This is a genomic window from Photobacterium sp. HL06 (genome assembly GCF_059552575.1).
Map to the genome: position 1 here is coordinate 656,156 of NZ_CM183914.1, position 21,112 is coordinate 677,267.

Below are 21,112 nucleotides of genomic sequence, written 5' to 3' on the forward strand. Positions count from 1 at the left end.
AACAATTCATTGTTATCGGCGATTTGCCTGACAACTGCAGCACTCTAAATGACATTTTTGTCAGAATCGTGATCATTATTCCAGATGATCTCACTGGCCGATGAACTCTGTACTTTGACAAGCCCATTATCAATACCTTGGATGCAGGCCTTGCGGATATTATCACTGGCGAAACTGGCGGCAGGCGCGGCATCAATCGCACTGAGATGTACCCATTGGCTGCCGATTTCTTTTTTACTGATGAGGCGCGCAGCATTGGCGGCCATCAGCAGGATATCCAGTAGCTCATGGTCATTGATAGCAGTATAGGCCCTTGGTAGGAAAGGGTATTCGGCCATACCGATGCGTACCCGGTTATCAATCTGACGCTTGTCCAGGAAGTTATCGACGAGGCGTTGAATCGAATCGGCCAGCTGGTGCGGAGCAGTATCTAACCTCGAGTTTGGTTCAATATACAGGAACATAGCATCTGAAAAGTGATATAAGCGAGCAGGTTTGCAAACCTGCTCTTTAAGGTATTCACCAAACTGACGTTCGATTTCCAGTCCTTTTTGGTAGCCATGCTCTAGATAAATATGTTTGAGGAAAGGTACCTCAAACAAGGCGAAACGCAACCGATCACTGAGTGGTTCATTGATGATTTCACCCAAATGCCATTGCTCAAAATTAGCGCTGCTTTGCTGCAGGGAGTTTGGCAGACGGGCGGTGAGCATGCGCAGGTTCCGCAATCCGCTTCTTGGGTGGGTATAAAACTCTGTACGCAAACGCAGCAAACGGGTTTGCAGCTGCTTAGCGACACGGTGACGGCGCAGTAAAACAATCAGGATGATGAGTATAAAACAGAGCAAGAAAATGGTGACATTCTTCTGTTTATACAAGGCTTTTTCGTTTTCAAACTGCTGGCGTTCCATTTCCTCCAGCTGCAGTGAGCGCTCCAGCATGCGTTGCTGCTGCTTAAAGACTTCCACATTGCTCTTTATCTGCTCTTCTTGCTTGCTTGAAAACAATTGCTCATAACGGCGCTGGCTGAGCAGGGCATTGTAATAGTCGTTCTGTTGTTCGAATGCATTGGATAGCTCGGACTCGCCGATTAACTGCAAATCCAAATCATCGATGCGGCTTGCTGCGATTAGTCCCGCCTGCAGGGTTGAGACGGCTTTTTCTATCTGTCCTTCTGCCAGCTCTAGTTTTCCTTGCAGGATTTGGGCTTCAGCCTGAATCGCCTCATTGCCGCTCTGTTTCGCTAGCTGGCGAGTATGGTGAAGATACTGTTCAGTTTTGGGGTAGTTATAAAGCTGTAAGTATACCCGGGCGATATTGAGGCGCAGCCGGGCTGAGCGGATATCATGTCTGAGCTGATTTTCTTGGTCCAATGCATTGAAATAATGGACAAGAGCCAGATTAAAACGTCCCTGCTGCTCGTAAATTGATGCAATCAAAGCTAGCGTTTTAGCCAGGGGCAGGGTTTGGTTGAAGTGCTCGAAAAACTCGCCTGCCTGGGTTGCATGCTCGAGTGCTTTATCAAACACCTTGCGTTGCTCGAACAGGTTGGCCAGTTCGAAATTAGCCAGAGCGACTTTTGCATTGTTTTCCTGCTCGACGGCTAACCAGTAGCCTCCGAGCAGCCGGTCTAGCGCCAGGTCAAAATGGCGGTGTAGTAGGTAATGATGACCAATGGTCAACTGGTAGTTGATAACTTCGTTGTCATCATCGAGGTTCATCAGGTAGCGTTTGGCACGGGTAAAGAGCTTCTCGGCCTTATTCTCGTTATTAAGGTGGGATTCGATAATTGCCCGCTGCAATAGCGACTGGTATTGAAGTACCTTAATTTGTTTGGTGAGCTGAAGCGCCTCAGATTGCTCTATTTCTTTATCGACCTGATCCAGCATGTTCAGCGCCGTGGCACTGTTTTTCAGGTTTTCCCAATAAATGCTGGCATGGATCAGGCGGGTCTCAAGGGTGGTAAAGGAAAGCTCATTGTCGATTGCCAGCCGCTCTGCATCCTTGACCGTGTTAATCGCCTCATCTGGCAGGCTGAGGAGCGAGTAGGCTCGGGCTTTGATTTGCAAGGCATTGATGGTGTTCAGCGGCGTACGAATGGTGTGGTCGGTTTCGTCATTGACATGCACTCTGGACAGCTCTTTGGGGCTACTCAAGTGACGTTGTTCTAAGTAGCGGGTGGTGATCTCCAGGGATTTGTCAGGGCTGGTTTGGAGCAGCTCATTGGCATCGGCCAAAATTGGCGTGGTATAGATTTTTGCATTTGCACTAAAAGAAGTTGCTAGGATAACCAGCACACTTACCAGCCAACGGCTCAGACACATACTTATTCTTAAACCCAAAAAAACAGTTGGTCTAATATTACTGGCTTGGGGAATCAAGTCCAGCAAAGTACACGTTTTTGCTGGACTTATTCTACCAGGATAGGGTTACTGGCGAGCGAGGCGGAAGTTATCGCTCGGCGTTTTGCCCTGGTTGGTACGGTATGGATTGATATCCAGGCCACCGCGGCGGGTATAGCGGGCGTAGACGGTAAGAAGCTCTGGCTGGCAGTACTTCATCAAATCCGTAAAGATACGCTCGACACACTGCTCGTGAAACTCGTTGTGGTTTCTAAAAGAGATCAGGTAACGGAGTAGTTTTTCACGGTTGATTTTTTTACCTTTATACGAAATTTTAACACTGCCCCAATCAGGCTGGCTGGTGATCAGGCAGTTGGATTTGAGCAGGTGGCTGTTTAGCTCTTCGGCAATGACTTCGCCCTCAGCAGCACCTTCAAGGTAGGCCGGGTTGAACTCATAATCAGAAATTTCGATATCCTGGTTATCGATACAGTCGCCAGTGAAGTTAACAATCGGCTGATTATCGAAATCTTCCAGTGGTTGTACTGTAACATCGACGTCTGCACCGGCGCAGGTGGATAAATCCTTCTGCAGGGTGTCAGCAATGTCTTGCCAGCTGGCAAATTGAGTTTGGTTGAAGCTGTTGAGGTAAAGTTTGAACGATTTGGACTCAATCAGGTTTGGGCTGGATGCTGGCAGGCGTACTTCGCCGATGGCCACTTGCGGCAAGCCTTTGCTATTGAGCCATGACAGCTCATACAGTGTCCAGATGTCATAACCGGTAAATGGCAGGCTATCGCCCAATGCTAAATCATCTCGGTTAAGGCTACGCGGTACCGGCTGAAGTAGCGATGGGTCATACTGATCTTTATATTCGGTGCTCTGACCGAGAGTTAAACCTGCTAATTCTTTAGCGTCTTTATATTTGCTCATACTGTCCTGGACACACTTGGATTAGAATATGCGAAGTGTACTTAATCTTTAATGAGGTTGCGAATGAATCATCCTGTTGCGGTCGCTTTATCTGACTTTTCGTCCCGTTTTTTGCAGGCCTGGTGTGACGCCGGTCAAGGTTTTCCTAGGAGCGAAGACTTAGTTGGCCTGGAGTCGCCATGTGTTGAAACAGATTCTGGTTATGAAGTGACTTGGAAACCGGTTGAGCGCGAGCCGATGGGCGATCTTTCTGGGGTGGAAAAAGGCATAGAATTATGCCTGCATGAAGATATCAAGATCTTTTACGGCGCGCAGTTCAGTGGTGACATGGCTGCTAGGTTCCGTGAGCTGGAATTTGATTTACTACAGGTGTTCAGTGAAAACGACAGCCTGCGCTTGCAGGAAAATATTCTTGGCCACTTGGTGATGCAGCGTCGGCTGAAACTAAAACCAACCGTCTTTATTGGTGTATTGGATGCCGAAGATCAGGTGATTTCCATCTGTAATCTGACAGGGCAGGTAATTTTAGAAACGTTGGGCAAAGATATTCGTGATGTATTAGCGGCGGATATTGAAACCTTCCTGCAACAACTTGAACCGGTAGTAAGAGAGTACTGATCTATGTACGTTGTTGAATTGCAGTTCGAGTGTTTTGATAACACGACCGTATCAGCCGTTGATATGGCGGTAAATGGCTTGCTGGATGCGCTGCGTTATAATGGCCAGGTCTTGGGGCGTGAGTTTCCGATTGTGATGGATGATGGAGTGTTTCGGGTGCGGGTTGTGTGCCCGGAGCAAGATAGCCTGCATCCTCAGTTTCATAGCGATCATGTCAATGCATGTATTAAACGTCTGAACCAGGCGAGCTTGCTCGCACCTAAAATCAAAGTGTTGGGACGAGATATTAATTCTGAAGCCGCGGCTGAAGATTTCTCCCCTTCCTGGCAGGTTATTTATACCACCTATGTCCACACCTGCTCGCCGCTGAGGTGTGGTGAAACCTTGATGCCCATCCCGTTGTACCGGGTTGCACCAACACTCAATGGCGATCATAAAGCTGTGGTGAAGTGGCAGACCGAGTGGCAGGCCTGTGATGAAATTCAGATGGCTGGTGGTTGTCAGGCTGAACATGCGGCGCTGCATGAGATCCGCGATGTTGACAGCGATTTATTCCGGCGCGGATGGGACTTGCGTGGCCGTATTGAATATATCACCAAGATCCCGACCTATTATTATCAGTACCAGGTGGGAGGACAGAGCCTGGAAGCCGAGACAGCCCGTCCGTGCCCTAAATGTGGCGGGGAATGGCATGTGGATGAGCCCCTGCATGGTATTTTTCATTTTAAATGCGATGAATGCCGAATTGTTTCCAACCTCTCCTGGGACTTTCAGTAATCCGGCGTATCTGTAAAAAGAACCATTCAGGGTGCCCTGAATGGTTCTGTAATTGCTGATTTCTACGCTGTAGGTGATAAATCAGATTATTGCTGTTCCAACTGCTCTAATCTTGCCGTCAGTGCCGCCACCTGTGCTTCAAGTTGTTTGATACGCTCTTCTTGGCTTAATGGCTGTTCGCTTTTTTCAATTTTCGGTACCTTGGCATTTTTCTTCCATGCCTGCAGCGCCTTGATAATGAGTGGCATTGGCAGCGGCTCGGCTAGGCGAGATTTGATAAGGGCCACTGATGGCTCTTTTCCTTCCGCAATCAGCGATGTGATCGCTTGTTCCAGGGCCTGGGTAATTTCTGACGACATAACGCTTCCTGACGTTGTTAGAGATGAGTCGCTATTTTCGTAGCAAAGCATCGAGTTGATCAATCACTTCACACCAGTCTGCATCCTGATCTTGTGATTCTTTGATAAAACGTTTCTGGGAGGGCTGCCAAAAGGTGGCTTCTGACAGTTGCTCGTGTTGATCCAGGTGGTGCTCGTTCAAAAAAGATTCAATAAACTCTTTGGAACTATTCATGCCTAGCTGGCTAAACAGGCTAGACAGGTTGTGATTAAAGGTTTCCATCGCTCACTCCATCGCAAATTATTGTTATTACCAGTTCACTTCCACTTACTTGAGATAAGTATAGAGAATAATTTCACCCTCATATCTGCAGCGCTTGTGCGAGATCTCTTACAAAGGCGTAGGAAATACTTGAGATGTCACTAGGGCAATACTGAACCAATCATGATTAAATTATTGTTTTTATTTGATTATTTGTTTTTCCAGGTAATTATCGCAGTGCGAAAGGCTGAAAATTTCTGTTTTACTGCGTTGTTCTGCTACGGGGAAAGCGTAATATTAACCCTGTCGGAAGGAACTGACGGAACGGAACAGGAAAAAGCCAGGGAACTTGGCAGTCTCAGGATGAGACCGGTGTATCAGGATGATATATCGAACATGGACTGTGAAGGGACAGCCGAAGGATTCGGTTAACAGCAGGCAGGACGTTTGCTGGTCAGGATGACACAAGGACCACTTCAGGACGAAGTCAGGGACACCTCCAGGATGGATGAAGAGAGTCGGGATAGGAAGTACTGACGGGTCAGGAGACCGAAGGACATCTTCAGGACGAAGAATACAAGGAATATGCTGACGGATTACAGCAATTCAATGGAATGATGCAGGGAGCACCATAGTAGCGGGAATGCTGCATGTAAGACCTAAGGGCGCGGCGCAAGTCGCGCCCGTTCTTTTTTATACGCGCTTTGCGCGTGAAGCGTATTTACACTTCGTGTAAGAGGCGAGGGCGTTTCGCTCCGTGAAGCGAGAAAAAGCGAGAGTTTTTGTGGACTCTCGCTTTTTTGATTTTAGGATCTTCCCGCATCCCGCATCCCGCATCCCGCATCCCGCATCCCGCATCCCGCATCCCGCATCCCGCTGCCTCTTACTCTTACTCTTACTCTTACTCTTACTCTTACTCTTACTCTTACTGTTTGTCGTTGCTCCTGACTCGCAGGCCTTTCGCAATACTTCTTGAGCTGGTTTGTTATCGTTGGTGTATTCACTGTGTGAATCTTATGTTGTCAGATGATTAACCTGCCGATTGATAATTATGCGATTTTTTATCTAATGAAAACGATTACTGGATATGACCTATCAAGCTTGTGAGAGATCTCTTACATCGGTGTGGGAGAAGGTGATTTGTCATAATCTCACATAACTGTTCACAACTTATAAAACCCTTTAAATTCAGTTGTTTAACTGCTTAATGCGTGTCGGTGATTATTTTTTGTGGCTAAGAATGTGTTTTTCACCTTATTGTTTGGAAAGATAAACCGCGTAATATCTTCCTTGTCGCAGGGAGATGACACAACGGATTAGAAGAAGTTGCAGGATGTGACTTACCTCAGGATGAGGAGAGCCAGCGAGGATAGCTAGCTCACCAGGACGGTATTGGATACGAAAAGGATATCGACAGTAGACGGGATGTCTGCTGGTCAGGATGACAAAGGATCACTTCAGGACGAAGTTAAAGGACACCTCCAGGATGTGAGGCATAAAGAACCACTTCAGGACGAAGTTAAAGGACACCTCCAGGATGTGAGGCATAAAGGACCACTTCAGGACGAAGTTAAAGGACACCTCCAGGATGCGAGGCATAAAGGATCACTTCAGGACGAAGTTAAAGGACACCTCCAGGATGTGAGGCATAAAGGATCACTTCAGGACGAAGTTAAAGGACACCTCCAGGATGCGAGGCATAAAGGATCACTTCAGGACGAAGTTAAAGGACACCTCCAGGATGCGAGGCATAAAGGATCACTTCAGGACGAAGTTAAAGGACACCTCCAGGATGTGAGGCATAAAGGATCACTTCAGGACGAAGTCAAGGACGCCTCCAGGATGTGAGGCATAAAGGATCGCTTCAGGACGAAGTAAAGGGACACCTCCAGGTAAGGAAGAGAGAGTCGGAACAGGATGCTTCGACGGGTCAAGGAACCACCGAAGGACAACTCTGGGATAGAGATTAGGGATTGCCGTTAAAGGATATAGCATTTCATGGATGGATGCAGGGAGCACCTCAGTAGCTGGATTGCTGCATGTAAGACCTAAGGGCGTGACGAAAGTCACGCCCGTTCTTTTATGCGCGCTTCCCGCATTTAGCCTATTACCTCTATTCCCCCACTTCCGTGTGCGAGATCTCTTACAAAGCTGTGGGATAAAAGGGGGAATATCCTTAATAGATATCTCTCAAATAGAATCAAGTTATTGATTATTAAGTGTAATGTCTTATTGGCTTGTGTTTGGGTGTTTTCTTTCTAATTAAATTATTTTCTACTGTGGTTCATTTTTTACCGGGTTAGCGTAATCTTAATGGTGTCGGAAGGAACTGACGGAACGGAACAGGAAAAAGCCAGGGAACTTGGCAGTCTCAGGATGAGACCGGTGTATCAGGATGATATATCGAACATGGACTGTGAAGGGACAGCCGAAGGATTCGGTTAACAGCAGGCAGGACGTTTGCTGGTCAGGATGACATAAGGACCACTTCAGGACGAAGTCAGGGACACCTCCAGGATGGATGAAGAGAGTCGGGACAGGAAGTACTGACGGGTCAGGAGACCGATGGACATCTTCAGGACGAAGAATACAAGGAATATGCTGACGGATTACAGCAATTCAATGGAATGATGCAGGGAGCACCATAGTAGCGGGAATGCTGCATGTAAGACCTAAGGGCGCGACGCAAGTCGCGCCCGTTCTTTTTTATACGCGCTTTGCGCGTGAAGCGTATTTACACTTCGTGTAAGAGGCGAGGGCGCTGCGCTTCGTGAAGCGAGAGTTGTTGTGGACTCTCGCTTTTTGGATCTTAGGATTTGTCCCGCTTCCCGCTTCCCGCTTTTACTCCGGCATATGATGCGGAGGGACATGGAAATGCATCGCACGAAAGCCTTTCATTACCACATACCCCTGATACGAATCATGCCCGCTGGCCGAGAACTCAAATAGGTAGACGGTGTGCCAGTTCCAGTGTCCTTTTTGATCTTTCAGCTTGTGTGAGCCCCTGGCGATAGTCAGTAACTGCAGGCCAAGATTCTCGCAGCGCTGTTCGACAAAACGCTGGGCAAACTCTGTCTGGCGGCGTTGCTGCCAGAACAGATAGCCAAAAAAAGCGAGGGCTAAAATGCCTAGTAAGTTATCCATTTCCTACTTTCTACCTTCCTATATCTTTGATTACGCTTGACCACGGGCGTGTTGCTGCAGCCTGGCAATGGCCTCAACCAAAGCTGGGTTGGCCTGGCTATGTAGAACCTGAAGCATAATGCCACGTAAAATTGGCAGCATCACCAAATCTGCGAACAATTGATTAAACAAAGTCTGATCTTCAGTTTCTGCCAGGCGCAATAGGAACTGGCTGGCAACCTCGACATTGGCCAAGCCATTCCAGCAGCGACCAGCGATGGCAACGAGAATTTCAGGGTGGCATAGTGCCGGAACTGCGAGCAGCCGCGTTAGCTGCTGGCTAAGCAGGTTGCTATCACTACCGGATAGTGCGCGGATCAGTGCTGAAATCAGAAAGAGATCAGGCTCAGGCTGGTTGATTTCGCTTTCAAGGCGCTCGACGATACGTTGACTGAGGGGATCTGGCAGTTCGCAGTGCTCCAGGCAACCCAGTAGGGCGTAAAGTGGTGTCATTGGCAGGTTGGTCAGAGCCTTACGCAGCAAGGTACTGTTGTTTTCCTGCTTCATGCGCGCGCAGACATCCGCTAGACCTTGGAGGCCAACGCCTTGCCATTGCTCCCAGCCAACATTGCCACTCAGATAATGTTGGGCATGTTCATAATAGTGGCTGGCTGGCAATGAAAGCTGCTCGCCCAAAATAGCATGGAAAATCGCCATTTTGTCGTCTTTGGGTTTGAATGTATACGGGTTGGCCGCCAGCTTTTCCTGCTCTTCTTCCGTTGGAACACTGTTAAGTGTTGCGCCCATCGCTTCAATGACATACTTGATAAAATCTCCCACGGCAGCTTGTTTTAACAAACCACGTTCATCAAGTGGCAAGCGAAGGAACCAAATCCACGGCGGGTTGCCCTGCTGCCAGAAAGAGATAGACAGGTGAGCATGCTGCTGCAGTGGCCATGGATAGGGTTGGCGGTTTTCTTCTACGGCCTTGAACTGGTTGGTATCGATTTCGCTGACGCGGCGGCCAAGATCATAGATTTTATACTGGCAACCAGCGTTATCCAGCAGTTGGGTCAGGGTATGAAATTTATCCATGGGCATTATGCTTACTCCTAAATGGTGTCCTGATTATATGGACTCCGCGGTTAAGATGGTATCCTTGCGCGCTTTATTGCTAGTAGTTATTAGTTTCTCTAGGGAGAATGACGATGGATAGATACCATCAGACTCAACTATTGCTGGATCGGCTTGAAACCGTAATGCGGGAAGCTGATATCTGGGAAAGCAAGTCACCAGACGCGGCGGCATTGGCTAGTTCCGAGCCCTTTGCGATTGATACTTTGACCTGCAGCCAATGGTTGCAGTGGATTTTTATTCCGCGAATGAAGCAGCTGGTGACGCTAAAGGCGACGTTGCCGACACAGTTTGAAATATCCCCTTATGTGGAAGAGGCCATGAAAGCACAGCCAGGCTGCAGTGCTGTCTTGGCTGTGACCCGTGAGTTTGACCAGTTGTTTAGAGTGAAATAGACGATGGAATTAGAGATCCTTTATCAAGATCAGTATCTGGTCGCCGTAAATAAACCTGCGGGAATGCTGGTACACCGTTCCTGGTTAGATAGCCATGAAACGGTTTTTGTAATGCAAACACTGCGTGATCAGTTGGGTCAGCATGTTTTTCCGCTACACCGACTAGATCGCCCAACATCGGGAGTTCTGTTGTTCGGCTTGTCCAGTGAAATTGCCGCGTTAATGATGCCAAAATTTGCTGGCCGAGATATCCATAAAACGTATCATGCCGTGGTGCGCGGCTGGATCAAAGAAGCCGCAGTCCTGGATTATCCTTTAAAGAAAGAGCTGGATAAGATCGCGGATAAAAATGCGGTTGAAGAACAAGAAGCCCAAGAGGCTGTGACGGCATACCAACCGTTAGCCACCGTCGAAACGGATATCCCTGTCGGTCGCTATGCGACTAGCCGTTATTGTTTAGTGGAAATGAAACCTGAAACGGGCCGCAAGCATCAATTGCGTCGCCATATGCACCATCTGAGCCATCACATTATCGGAGATGTGAACCATGGTGACGGGCGTCATAACCGGATGTTCCGGGATAATTATGAGTGTCGCCGATTGATGTTGCATGCTTCTCGCTTGCAGCTTGAGCACCCGGTTACCGGTGAAGCCCTGGATATCCAAGCTAGCACTGATGAGGCCTGGAACCGAGTGATGGCAGCATTCGAATGGCCTGCGACATTGATGGAGCCAAAAGCCTAGCTCCATGTATTTAATGGGCTAAGTCCCGTAATTGGTTCGTTTTATTTGCATCCGACAGGACAACCAGCCACAGTAATTGAAAGTGTGCAATGGAGAGCGAGGCTGGAAATGATGGCTAAGGTGGGTGTTTTTGTAGGTTCTGTTTATGGCGGGGCAGAGGAAGTCGCCCAGGAAGTCGTTGAGCAGTTGGTTGCCAAAGGGCATGTTGCACAGTTGTATTTCGAGCCACAGCTTGATGACTTTCTTGAATATCAAAATGATGCTGCGCTGGTGATCACATCGACCACCGGCCAGGGCGAGATCCCGGATAATTTATTGCCCCTTTACCTCTCGTTAAACGAGCAGTTTCCATTAATGCCTGGACTGAAATACGGGGTAATTTCGATGGGGGACTCGAGTTATGGCGAGGAGCGGTATTGCGGAGCAGGACGCCAGTTTGATGAACTGCTGTCGCAGCTTCAGGCTAAGCCTGTGACTGAGCGTCTGGATATTGATGCCTGCGTCAATTTTGATGCGTTAGAAGTGGCTATTCCCTGGCTAGTACGTTTTATCAAACAGGTGGCTTGAGCGGATACCATTTTGTAGTCGGGCACTCCTGAAACCATAACCAGGAGTGCATATCAGGATTATTTCAATTTTTCCAGATCGGCTTCGATCTCGGCAATCTTATGGGTGACGACCTGTTCTAGGTGTCGTAAATCTTTCAGTATTTTCTTCTTAATATCAACATCCGTATGCTTGCTTTTGGTGAGCTGATCGAGCTCATCAATTACAAAGGTCAGGTTACGGTTGATTTCGGTGATTTCTTTATATTCGCGACTGCCGCTGTTAACGACAACTGATTTTCGTTGGCGCGGAAACTTGAACTTGACACTTTTGGCAAAGAGTTCGCCTTTCTGCTTGGCGAAGTACACTTTCAGGATATCGTTGGTGGCTTCTTGGCGTAGGCTGTAACGCTCGATGGTTTCAGGGTTTTCAATACCGATACTGGTGAGGTTTGGGTACATAAGGGCCTCATTATTATTAACTGCTTTGGTAAAAGTACCAATCGGTATAAATGTAGCAATTACAGAGGGCAGAGTCCTGATGTGGCACTTAATATGTGGGCGAGATCGAGGTTCCCCGAGCCGCTTGGCTATTGGCTCGGGGATTGGTTGGGTTTCGCTCTGTTGGCGACGGATGTGATGCTTTATTTCGCTGCGTCTAGCCGGGCGATCAGGGCATCTCTGAGTTGTTGCTGCTGTTCTTCGCTAAGCTGGGCGCTGTCTTCGTTGACCAATATAAAGAAGTCTTCGGCTCTTTCGCCAATCGTGGTGATCTTAGCTGCCTGCAGGCTCACTTTTTGCCGGGCAAAGACTGAACCAACGCGGGCGAGCAGCCCCGGCATGTCGAGGGCAACCAATTCCATCATGGTTTTCTTGCCGGTTTTGGTCGGCAGGAAGTTGACCTGGGTTTTGACATTGAAGTGGAGCAGCTTGCGCGGTGCACGTTTTTTCTTGCGCTCTGACTTCATATGGGTCAAGGCACTCACTAGCGCCCGGCGTACAGTGTTATGGCGGTTTTCGCTCAGGGCCTTGCCGGTCGGATCGAGCACCATGAAGGTATCTAGGGCATAGCCATCTTTGCTGTTCATGATCTGGGCGTCATGGACGCTGAGGTTCTTCTTGTCCAGTTCTGAGACCACAATCGCAAACAGCTTGGCTTTGTCCTTGCTGTAGACAAAGACTTCTGTGCCCCCGCGAGTGGCTTTCTTGCTCAGCAAAATTAAGGGCTTGTCATGATCTTCATGGGTCAGAATAGCTTCGGCATGCCAGGCAATTTGTTTGTGGGTATGGCGCAGGAAATAATCAGCCTTGAAGCGCTGCCATAAGACTTCAATTTCTCGTGGAGTAAACCCATGGCTGCGCAGGAGCGCTGACGCCATTTGCTGATTATGGCGGATCCGCTCTCGGACATCCGGCGGGTTTTCCAGCCCGCGGCGCAGGGCTTTTTGGGTCGAGTAGTAGAGCTCAGACAGCAGGGTACGCTTCCAGCTGTTCCACAGCTCCTGGTTGGTTGCACAGATATCGGCGACGGTGAGGCAGATCAGGTAATCGAGTCGCTCTTCATCCCTGACTTGCATTGCGAAGTCGGTAACGACTTCCGGATCGTAAATATCACGGCGCTGGGCGGTCACCGACATCAGCAGATGTTTGTTGACCAGCCATTTGACTAAATTGGCCTCAGGACGGGAGAGGCCGTGCTGGATACAGAAGTCATAGGCATCCACGCCACCTAGCTCGGAGTGATCGCCTCCGCGGCCCTTGGCGATATCATGGAAGATAGCGGCTAGGATCAGGATCTCTTTTTTGACGATGCGCGGATACACCTCACAGCAGATCGGGTGGCGCTGACGGTTGTCGGGATCGGAAAACTTATTGAGGTTTTTGAGCAGCCGGACACTGTGTTCGTCAACAGTGTAGACGTGGAACAGATCGAACTGCATCTGGCCGACGATTTGGCTCCACTGGGGAAGGTAAGCCGATAATACCCCATGCCGATGCATTAGGCGGAACGCTCTCTGCAGGGCGTTGGGCTCGCGGACCAGCTCCATGAACTTTTCCCGGGCTTCGGGAATATCAACCAAAAAGCGATTTAGGCGGCGCCGGGCCGTGCGCAGCTGGCGCAGGGTCGGGGCAGCGATCCCTTCAATATCGGAGTTGCGAGCCACATGCAGGCACATATCAAGAATGGTTTCAGGGCGAGCCTGGAACAAAGCGGGCTTGGTCGCTTCGATCAAGTGGCCTCGGAGCTGAAAATCATCATCTAAAGTGACGGCCTCTGTGATCTGGCCTTTATTGATAATAGCCTGGTCGAACAGCTGCAATAACATTTTATTGAGTTCTAGTACCCGGCGCAGGGTACGATAGAACTCCTTCATCATCATTTCGACTGGACGGTTGCCCTCACCGGTGTAGCCCAGCTGGCTAGCGACAGAGGCCTGGTGTTCGAAAGTCAGGCGGTTGTCGTAGCGGCGGAGTTCGCTGTGCAGAGCAAAGCGGATACGCCACAGGGAATCCTGGCATTCGACCAGCTCACGGTATTCGGCATCAGTCAGAAAGCCAAACCGGCTCATTTCCAGCAGGCTGGTGGCACCGAAGTGACGTCGGGCAACCCAGCTCAATGTATGGATGTCTCGCAGCCCGCCGGGGCTGGATTTAATATCGGGCTCAAGGTTGTAGGTGGTATCGTGATAACGGGCGTGGCGGATTTTCTGCTCTTCCAGTTTTGCCTGATAAAACTGCTCACTGGGCCAGAACTTGCCGGAGTTGATTTTCTCCTCCAGGCACTGGAAAGTTTCCGGGTTGCCGCACAGCAGGCGTGACTCCTGCAGATTAGTTGCCACTGTCAAATCTTCAAGGCCAATTTCAATACAGTCATCAATGGTACGGACACTGTGGCCAACCTCTAGCTTCAGATCCCACAGAAAGGTGAGAAACTCACTGACAGTTTTGCCTGTCGGCTCATCCAGTTGATGCTCGCTGAGCAGCAAAATATCGACATCGGAAAGTGGATGGAGCTCGCCACGGCCATAACCCCCCACCGCAATCAGTGCCAACTCGCTGTGCGCATCAAGGCCATAGTGCTGCCATAACCGCTGCAGCAGGCTATCAATAAAACCAGCGCGGGCTTCCACCAGTTCGGTGACTGGGGTGTGGTTAGCAAACAGCTGCTTCTGCTGTGCGGTAAATTGCTCCAGCTCACTGCGCAGGGCTTCTTGTGAGAAGGGTTTCGGGGAGAGCTGTTCAGAGGCGGAGAAAATATCTGTCATCGCAGTCCGTGCCATGTTGTGAGTCAGTATTGGTATTACTATAACTGCACAGGAATAAATAGGAAGGTATATACCCAAACAACTTCAAGATGCTCGTTTCAGCGAGAATCACTTGGCTGGTAGGCAAGGCGCGGCTTTGAAGACATAGTGGCTCTACGTTAAAAAGCAGCAACACAGGATACCGGCCAAGTAAACTCGCCCTTCGGGAGTGATTCAGCAAGCCCATTTCTGTGTTAAATGACGTTGAAAGGGGGCCACCATTCCTACCGTCATTTTCCTTGAACTGAACTTGCTGAAATCACTCTGAATCCGGCATCTTGAAGTGGTTTGGGTATAAGAAGCCGACCTGGCGGTCGGCTATCTGGATTAGTTGTGCATCTGGCGTGGGATGCTTTCTTCTTTGCGCAGGGTCAGCACTTCACAGCCAGTGTCGGTGACCAGCAGGGTGTGCTCCCACTGTGCCGACTTCTTGCCGTCGACCGTATAGACCGTCCAGCCATCGTTGTCATCGACATCACAGCCAAACTTGCCGGCGTTGATCATTGGCTCGATAGTGAAGCACATACCGGCCTTCAGTACGGTACGGTCGTTGTTCTTGTAGTGAACAACCTGCGGTTCTTCGTGGAATTCATTGCCGATCCCATGGCCGCAGAAGTCTTTCACAATCGAGAAGCGGCTGCTGCCGCTTTTGATGAATTTCTGGATAGCAGTACCGATTTCACCCAGTTTCGCTCCAGGTTTTACTTTTTTCATCGCCAGGTACAGGCTTTCCTGGGCAACGCGGCATAGGCGTTTGTCTTCCAGTGACACTTCGCCGACTTCAAACATCTTGGAAGTATCACCGTGGTAGCCGTCTTTGATGACAGTGATATCAATGTTGATGATATCGCCGTCTTTCAATATTGCAGGTTTGTTGTACTTGCTGTTAACCGTTTCGTCCTGCTCGGCAGGGATACCGTGGCAAATAACATGATTAATCGATGTACAGATTGATTTTGGGAAACCATGGTAGTTAAGCGGTGCAGGAATGGCACCTTGCTCGTTGGTAATGTACTCATGGCAGATACGATCCAGCTCTTCGGTAGTCACACCTGCTTTAACGTGCGGTTCGATCATTTCCAGCACATCTGCAGCCAAACGGCCTGCAACGCGCATTTTCTCAATTTCATCAGCCGTTTTGATCTTGATGCTCATCCAATCTTCTCTACGTTGACTGTTTTCTATTGGTTATATGGTAACAGTGAGGGCGCTGGTTGGAAACCAAGTTTGGTGGCTTCAACTATAATTAGGCTAGATTTTGGTTAGCAAAATATGGTATAAAGCGCGCCGTAATTAGCTAACTTGTGTTTCGACCCTGTTGGTTAAATTACACATACTTTTATTAATCACTCACACATATCGGCACATTCTCCGGGGTGCTCATCAGTCTTTCGCGAGGCTGCAGGTTTGCAGTAATGCAGATCATGGGTCGGTAGAATGGGATATGTGGACGCCTAACCCCATAGAGGAATATTCAATGGCAACTGTATCAATGCGCGACATGCTTAAGGCTGGTGTTCACTTCGGTCACCAAACTCGTTACTGGAACCCAAAAATGAAGCCATTCATCTTTGGTGCTCGTAACAAGGTACATATCATCAACCTTGAGAAAACTGTACCAATGTTCAACGACGCTCTTGCTGAAATCAACAAGATTTCTGCTCGCAAGGGTAAAGTTCTTTTTGTTGGTACTAAGCGTGCAGCCAGCGAATCAATCAAAGAAGCAGCGATTAGCTGTGACCAGTTTTACGTAAACAACCGTTGGTTAGGCGGCATGCTAACTAACTGGAAAACTGTTCGCCAGTCAATCAAGCGTCTAAAAGACCTAGAAGTTCAGTCTACTGACGGTACTTTCGACAAGCTAACCAAGAAAGAAGCGCTAATGCGTACTCGTGAAATGGAGAAGCTTGAGAAGTCTCTTGGCGGTATCAAGAACATGGGCGGCCTACCAGACGCTATGTTCGTAATCGATGCTGATCACGAACACATTGCAATTAAAGAAGCTAACAACCTGGGTATCCCAGTATTTGCTGTTGTAGATACTAACTCTAACCCAGACGGCGTTGATTTCATCGTTCCTGGTAACGATGATGCAATCCGTTCTATTCAGCTTTACACTGGTGCTGTAGCACAAACTGTAACTGAAGCACGTAACCAAGACATCGTTGTTCAAGCTGAGCAAGATGGTTTCGTAGCTGAAGCTGAATAATAGCCTGCTCTTTTGAGCTTCTTAAGTTACCTTGTGTAAACTAAGAATGGTTACCAGGGGCCTATTATCGGCCCCTGATTTTTATACCCAAGTATTTAAACTGAGGATATGACAATGGCAACAGTTACAGCTGCCCTAGTTAAAGAACTGCGTGAACGTACTGGCGCAGGCATGATGGAATGTAAAAAAGCGCTTGTTGAAGCGAACGCTGACATTGAACTAGCGATCGAAAACATGCGTAAGAGCGGTGCTGCTAAGGCTGCTAAAAAAGCAGGTAACGTTGCTGCTGAAGGCACGATCCTAATCAAAGATGCAGACGGTGTTGCTGCTCTTCTTGAAGTTAACTGCCAAACTGACTTCGTAGCAAAAGATGCTGGCTTCCTGGCATTTGCTAACGAAGTTCTTGACGCTGCACTGGCTGAGCGTCTAGATATCGCAGCACTTCAAGCTAAGTTTGAAGAAACGCGTATCGCACTAGTTGCTAAAATCGGTGAGAACATCAGCATCCGTCGTGTTGAGTTCATCGAAGGCGCTAAAGTGGGTTCTTACCGTCACGGCGACCGTATCGGTGTTGTTGTTGCTGGTGATGCTGACGAAGAAACTATCAAGCATGTTGCAATGCACATCGCAGCGTCTAAGCCTGAGTTTGTTAACCCAGAAGACGTACCTGCTGACGTAGTTGAGAAAGAAAAAGCAATCCAAGTAGCTATCGCTGTTGAATCTGGCAAGCCACAAGAGATCGCAGAGAAAATGGTTGTTGGCCGCATGAAGAAGTTCACTGGCGAAGTTTCTCTAACTGGTCAGGCGTTCATCATGGACCCTTCTCAAACTGTTGGCGCAATGCTTAAAGCTAAAGGCGCAACAGTAACTAACTTCATCCGCCTAGAAGTTGGTGAAGGTATCGAGAAAGCTCAAGAAATGAGCTTCGCTGAAGAAGTTGCAGCTGTTCAGAAGGGTTAATCCTTCTTGAAACGAACTCCAAAGACCGTAGCCAAGGCTGCGGTCTTTTTACAACTCCATATCTCTATTTGTAAGCCTGGAAGGTAAACCTAATGACCACAAATCCTAAACCGACTTATCAACGAATTTTGCTGAAACTCAGTGGTGAAGCACTGCAGGGCTCAGAAGGTTTTGGTATTGACGCACAAGTTCTTGACCGAATGGCTCAGGAAATCAAAGAACTGATTGAGCTAGGCGTACAAGTTGGCCTTGTTATCGGTGGTGGTAACCTATTCCGTGGTGCTGGCCTTGCAGAAGCAGGTATGAACCGAGTTGTGGGCGATCACATGGGTATGCTAGCAACAGTGATGAATGGCCTGGCGATGCGTGATGCGTTGCACCGTGCCTATGTGAACGCTCGGGTGATGTCTGCAATTCCGTTGAACGGCGTGTGTGACAACTACAACTGGGCTGATGCTATTAGCCAGCTGCGCCAGGGCCGCGTGGTGATCTTCTCTGCCGGTACGGGTAACCCGTTCTTTACCACAGATTCTGCAGCATGTTTGCGCGGCATCGAAATCGAAGCTGATGTGGTACTGAAAGCAACAAAAGTTGACGGTGTATTCACAGATGACCCAGTTAAAAACCCAGATGCTGTTCTTTGTGATAAGCTAGGCTATCAAGATGTTCTTGAAAAAGAACTTAAAGTGATGGACTTAGCTGCATTTACTCTTGCACGTGACCACAGCATGCCGATTCGTGTTTTCAACATGAATAAGCCTGGTTCGCTTCGCCGCGTGGTAATGGGTGAGCAAGAAGGCACCTTGATCTCGAACGACTAAGCTTTTAGCAAGATAAGTTCTGACGACTAATTCAGGCAGGGAGCGTAAGCGCTCCTGCTATTACCGAATCATTAAGGGTATTAATCGTGATTGATGCAATTAAACAAGATGCGCAAGAGCGCATGGGCAAAAGCGTTGAAGCGCTGAAAAACCAACTGGCGAAAGTACGTACGGGTCGTGCTCACCCAAGCCTGCTAGATACTATCTACGTAGAATATTACGGAGCTAACACGCCGCTTAAGCAGCTGGCAAACGTTGTTGCTGAAGATTCTCGTACACTGGCGATCACTGTTTTCGATAAAGAGCTGACGCAGAAAGTTGAAAAAGCGATCATGATGTCTGATCTAGGCCTGAACCCAATGTCTGCGGGCACGGTTATCCGTGTGCCATTACCGCCGCTGACAGAAGAGCGTCGTCGCGATCTGGTTAAGATCGTACGTGCAGAAGCTGAGCAGGGCCGTGTTGCTATTCGTAATATCCGTCGTGATGCAAATGCAGATGTTAAAGCGCTGCTGAAAGAGAAAGAAATTTCTGAAGATGATGATCGCCGTGCACAAGACGAGATTCAAAAGCTGACAGATGCCGCGGTTAAAAATATTGACGCTGTTCTTGAAGTGAAAGAAAAAGAGCTAATGGAAGTATAAGACGTAGGTGTCTTTATTAGCTTGATGAGGTTTGAGGCGCTGTGCGTGCAGCACGGCGCTTTTTTTTTGAGGGAGATGTATGGCAGAGCATACAATCGATACTGCACTTTCTGCTGATAGTTTGCCGAAGCATGTTGCCGTGATTATGGATGGCAATGGTCGCTGGGCAAAAGCAAAGGGCAAAGCTCGAGTGTTTGGCCATAAGGCTGGCGTTGAAGCCGTACGTAAAACAGTCTCGACTGCAAACCGCCTCGGTATCCAGGCGGTGACACTCTTCGCTTTTAGTAGCGAGAACTGGCGTCGTCCGGAAGATGAGGTGTCACTGTTGATGGAGCTCTTCATGACGGTGTTAAGTCGTGAAGTGAAACGCCTGCACAAGAACAACATACAGTTACGGATCATTGGTGATACCGCCCGCTTTAGCCAGCGGTTGCAGAAAAAAATTGCTGATGCTGAGTCGCTGACTGCAAACAATACCGGTATGGTACTGAATGTCGCGGCTAACTATGGCGGTCAGTGGGATATCCTGCAGGCGACCAAACGTCTGGCACAGCAAGTTGCCGAGCAAGGGCTGACGGCGGAAGATATTACCGAAGATATGCTGGCACAAGGCCTGTCGACCTCGGGACTGCCAGATGTCGACCTACTGATCCGTACCAGTGGTGAATGCCGCATTAGTAATTTCATGTTGTGGCAGATGGCCTACGCCGAGCTGTACTTTACTGAGCAGCACTGGCCTGATTTTGACGAGCAAAGCCTGGTGGATGCCGTGGCATGGTATGTGAACCGCGAGCGCCGCTTTGGCTGCACTGGCGAGCAGATACAGGCTTTATTACAAAAATAGTAACTATTCGGTTTATGGCTATTCTTGGTAGCTACCATTGAGGCATCTTGGATATTACCTGATGCCTTTTTAGTGGCTTGTATATGTAGCAATAAACAGACAGCAACACAGAAATGCTGAGTTGTTACTAACCAATAATGAAAAACGAGAGGACGCAGCTTGCTAAAGCAACGTATTATTACCGCTCTAATCCTCGCACCGTTAGTAATAGCAGGGATCTTTCTTTTACCTTTCCCTGCTTTTGTTTTCGCTTTAGCGGCGGTTACCATGGTCGGTTTTTGGGAATGGACACAATTTGTTGATGCGAAATCGCGCTGGGGCGCAATGCTAGTGCCTGTTATTGCACTGGGCGCATCGCTCGCAGTAATGCCGATGGATGTGGCAACCTTGTCTGCCTTGGCTCAGTCACATCAGTATATGTTGCTGTTGGGTGGGCTCTGGTGGCTGGTGGCTTCCACGTTAGCAGTGACTTACCCTTCTAGTTCATCCCTTTGGTCTAAAGCCTCTGCTCTGAAATACCTTTTTGGTTTATTGACCCTTATCCCTTTCTTCTGGAGCGTGTTAATGCTCCGCGCTGTCAATTATGCCGAATCGCCGTATCATGGTGCCAAGCTGGTGTTGCTGGTTTGTTTCTTGGTATGGTCGGCCGATACGGGCGCCTACTTTTCAGGCAAACGCTTCGGTAAGCACAAGATGGCACCCGCAGTTAGCCCGAACAAGACGCTTGAAGGCCTTGCCGGTGGCGCTGTGCTGGCTGTACTCGTGACTTGGGGCGGTGCGGCATTGATGGATATTCCTTTTGTTAGCCTAGGTAGCCTGCTGGTGATTGCCGTTATTACGGTGATCGCTTCTGTACTGGGAGACTTGGTCGAGAGCATGTTCAAGCGCGCCTCGGGTATCAAAGACAGCGGCAGTATCCTTCCAGGACACGGCGGGATCCTCGATCGTATCGATAGCCTGACGGCTGCCCTTCCTGTTTTTGCTTTGCTCTACCTTTGGCTAGTATGATGTAGCCAGTTTTCGCTGTGTAATGTCAGCCATAATTAAAGAGTGCTTACTCACTGTATAAGCACTTTGATAGTGGCTAGCAAGGCAGCGATCTTGTCCAGCAGGGCAAT

22 protein-coding genes are annotated in these 21,112 nt (G+C 48.8%); 13 read left to right on the top strand and 9 right to left on the bottom strand.

The genetic code is table 11. The annotated features are described in order from the left end of the window. Positions 1–44: 44 nt before the first annotated feature. Positions 45–2,324 (bottom strand): tetratricopeptide repeat-containing diguanylate cyclase, encoded by a 2,280-nt coding sequence (locus tag AC51G0_RS03225; protein ID WP_496300651.1) that lies wholly within the window; start codon positions 2,322–2,324, stop codon positions 45–47. A 105-nt stretch (positions 2,325–2,429) separates the two neighbouring features. Further along, positions 2,430–3,275, bottom strand: coding sequence for an NADPH-dependent 7-cyano-7-deazaguanine reductase QueF (gene queF, locus AC51G0_RS03230; RefSeq protein ID WP_496300652.1), 846 nt, complete (start codon positions 3,273–3,275; stop codon positions 2,430–2,432). A gap of 63 nt (positions 3,276–3,338) precedes the next feature. On the opposite strand from queF, the gene syd reads away from it, so the two are divergent. Further along, positions 3,339–3,893 (top strand): SecY-interacting protein, encoded by a 555-nt coding sequence (syd, locus tag AC51G0_RS03235; RefSeq protein ID WP_496300653.1) that lies wholly within the window; start codon positions 3,339–3,341, stop codon positions 3,891–3,893. A 3-nt stretch (positions 3,894–3,896) separates the two neighbouring features. Then, positions 3,897–4,670 (top strand): Zn-ribbon-containing protein, encoded by a 774-nt coding sequence (locus AC51G0_RS03240; RefSeq protein ID WP_496300654.1) that lies wholly within the window; start codon positions 3,897–3,899, stop codon positions 4,668–4,670. 86 nt (positions 4,671–4,756) lie between these two features. Here AC51G0_RS03240 and AC51G0_RS03245 read toward each other — a convergent pair whose 3' ends face one another. Together AC51G0_RS03245 and AC51G0_RS03250 are read right to left on the bottom strand one after the other, a co-directional pair. Continuing rightward, positions 4,757–5,029, bottom strand: a complete 273-nt coding sequence (locus AC51G0_RS03245; RefSeq protein WP_496300655.1) for a hypothetical protein — start codon at positions 5,027–5,029, stop codon at positions 4,757–4,759. A 31-nt stretch (positions 5,030–5,060) separates the two neighbouring features. Continuing rightward, positions 5,061–5,291: a DUF2789 domain-containing protein gene (locus AC51G0_RS03250; protein ID WP_496300656.1), complete on the bottom strand. Its 231-nt coding sequence runs from the start codon at positions 5,289–5,291 to the stop codon at positions 5,061–5,063. A 162-nt stretch (positions 5,292–5,453) separates the two neighbouring features. Here AC51G0_RS03250 and AC51G0_RS03255 point away from each other — a divergent pair, with 162 nt between their 5' ends. Further along, on the top strand, positions 5,454–5,702 hold the full coding sequence (locus AC51G0_RS03255; RefSeq protein ID WP_496300657.1) for a hypothetical protein: 249 nt from the start codon (positions 5,454–5,456) through the stop codon (positions 5,700–5,702). Between the two features lie 960 nt (positions 5,703–6,662). Further along, positions 6,663–7,118, top strand: coding sequence for a hypothetical protein (locus tag AC51G0_RS03260; RefSeq protein ID WP_496300658.1), 456 nt, complete (start codon positions 6,663–6,665; stop codon positions 7,116–7,118). Between the two features lie 993 nt (positions 7,119–8,111). Here the strand turns inward: AC51G0_RS03260 and AC51G0_RS03265 are convergent. Both AC51G0_RS03265 and AC51G0_RS03270 read right to left on the bottom strand, forming a co-directional pair. Next, positions 8,112–8,414, bottom strand: a complete 303-nt coding sequence (locus AC51G0_RS03265) for a DUF3301 domain-containing protein (RefSeq protein WP_496300659.1) — start codon at positions 8,412–8,414, stop codon at positions 8,112–8,114. Positions 8,415–8,444: 30 nt separating this feature from the next. Then, positions 8,445–9,494: a DUF3549 family protein gene (locus AC51G0_RS03270; protein ID WP_496300660.1), complete on the bottom strand. Its 1,050-nt coding sequence runs from the start codon at positions 9,492–9,494 to the stop codon at positions 8,445–8,447. A gap of 107 nt (positions 9,495–9,601) precedes the next feature. Between AC51G0_RS03270 and AC51G0_RS03275 the strand changes: the two genes are divergently transcribed. The 3 genes from AC51G0_RS03275 (at position 9,602) to AC51G0_RS03285 (ending at position 11,233) form a co-directional block, all read left to right on the top strand. Next, a complete protein-coding gene (locus AC51G0_RS03275; RefSeq protein ID WP_496300661.1) occupies positions 9,602–9,922 on the top strand; it encodes a YqcC family protein in 321 nt (106 codons plus the stop codon). Positions 9,923–9,925: 3 nt separating this feature from the next. Further along, entirely contained in the window at positions 9,926–10,666 is a 741-nt protein-coding gene (gene truC, locus AC51G0_RS03280) for a tRNA pseudouridine(65) synthase TruC (RefSeq protein WP_496300662.1), read from the top strand. A gap of 108 nt (positions 10,667–10,774) precedes the next feature. Continuing rightward, positions 10,775–11,233: a flavodoxin gene (locus tag AC51G0_RS03285; protein ID WP_496300663.1), complete on the top strand. Its 459-nt coding sequence runs from the start codon at positions 10,775–10,777 to the stop codon at positions 11,231–11,233. 59 nt (positions 11,234–11,292) lie between these two features. Here AC51G0_RS03285 and AC51G0_RS03290 read toward each other — a convergent pair whose 3' ends face one another. The 3 genes from AC51G0_RS03290 to map form a co-directional block, all read right to left on the bottom strand. Continuing rightward, complete coding sequence (locus AC51G0_RS03290; protein WP_496300664.1) at positions 11,293–11,673, bottom strand: DUF3461 family protein; 381 nt, start codon at positions 11,671–11,673, stop codon at positions 11,293–11,295. 182 nt (positions 11,674–11,855) lie between these two features. Beyond that, complete coding sequence (glnD, locus tag AC51G0_RS03295) at positions 11,856–14,477, bottom strand: bifunctional uridylyltransferase/uridylyl-removing protein GlnD (RefSeq protein WP_496301861.1); 2,622 nt, start codon at positions 14,475–14,477, stop codon at positions 11,856–11,858. Positions 14,478–14,843: 366 nt separating this feature from the next. After that, the gene (gene map / locus AC51G0_RS03300; protein WP_496300666.1) at positions 14,844–15,671 is read right to left on the bottom strand and encodes a type I methionyl aminopeptidase; all 828 of its coding nucleotides are present in this window, start codon (positions 15,669–15,671) and stop codon (positions 14,844–14,846) included. Positions 15,672–15,993: 322 nt separating this feature from the next. Between map and rpsB the strand changes: the two genes are divergently transcribed. The 6 genes from rpsB (at position 15,994) to AC51G0_RS03330 (ending at position 21,002) form a co-directional block, all read left to right on the top strand. Continuing rightward, the gene (gene rpsB / locus AC51G0_RS03305) at positions 15,994–16,725 is read left to right on the top strand and encodes a 30S ribosomal protein S2 (protein WP_496300667.1); all 732 of its coding nucleotides are present in this window, start codon (positions 15,994–15,996) and stop codon (positions 16,723–16,725) included. A 114-nt stretch (positions 16,726–16,839) separates the two neighbouring features. Further along, positions 16,840–17,685 carry a translation elongation factor Ts gene (tsf, locus tag AC51G0_RS03310; RefSeq protein WP_496300668.1) on the top strand — a complete coding sequence of 282 codons (846 nt, stop codon included), beginning with the start codon at positions 16,840–16,842 and terminating at the stop codon, positions 17,683–17,685. 92 nt (positions 17,686–17,777) lie between these two features. Then, complete coding sequence (gene pyrH, locus AC51G0_RS03315) at positions 17,778–18,506, top strand: UMP kinase (RefSeq protein ID WP_496300669.1); 729 nt, start codon at positions 17,778–17,780, stop codon at positions 18,504–18,506. A gap of 86 nt (positions 18,507–18,592) precedes the next feature. Next, entirely contained in the window at positions 18,593–19,150 is a 558-nt protein-coding gene (gene frr, locus AC51G0_RS03320) for a ribosome recycling factor (RefSeq protein WP_128786068.1), read from the top strand. Between the two features lie 79 nt (positions 19,151–19,229). Beyond that, a complete protein-coding gene (gene uppS, locus AC51G0_RS03325; RefSeq protein ID WP_496300670.1) occupies positions 19,230–19,994 on the top strand; it encodes an undecaprenyl pyrophosphate synthase in 765 nt (254 codons plus the stop codon). Positions 19,995–20,153: 159 nt separating this feature from the next. Then, positions 20,154–21,002, top strand: a complete 849-nt coding sequence (locus AC51G0_RS03330) for a phosphatidate cytidylyltransferase (protein ID WP_496300671.1) — start codon at positions 20,154–20,156, stop codon at positions 21,000–21,002. The last annotated feature ends 110 nt before the right edge of the window (positions 21,003–21,112 follow it).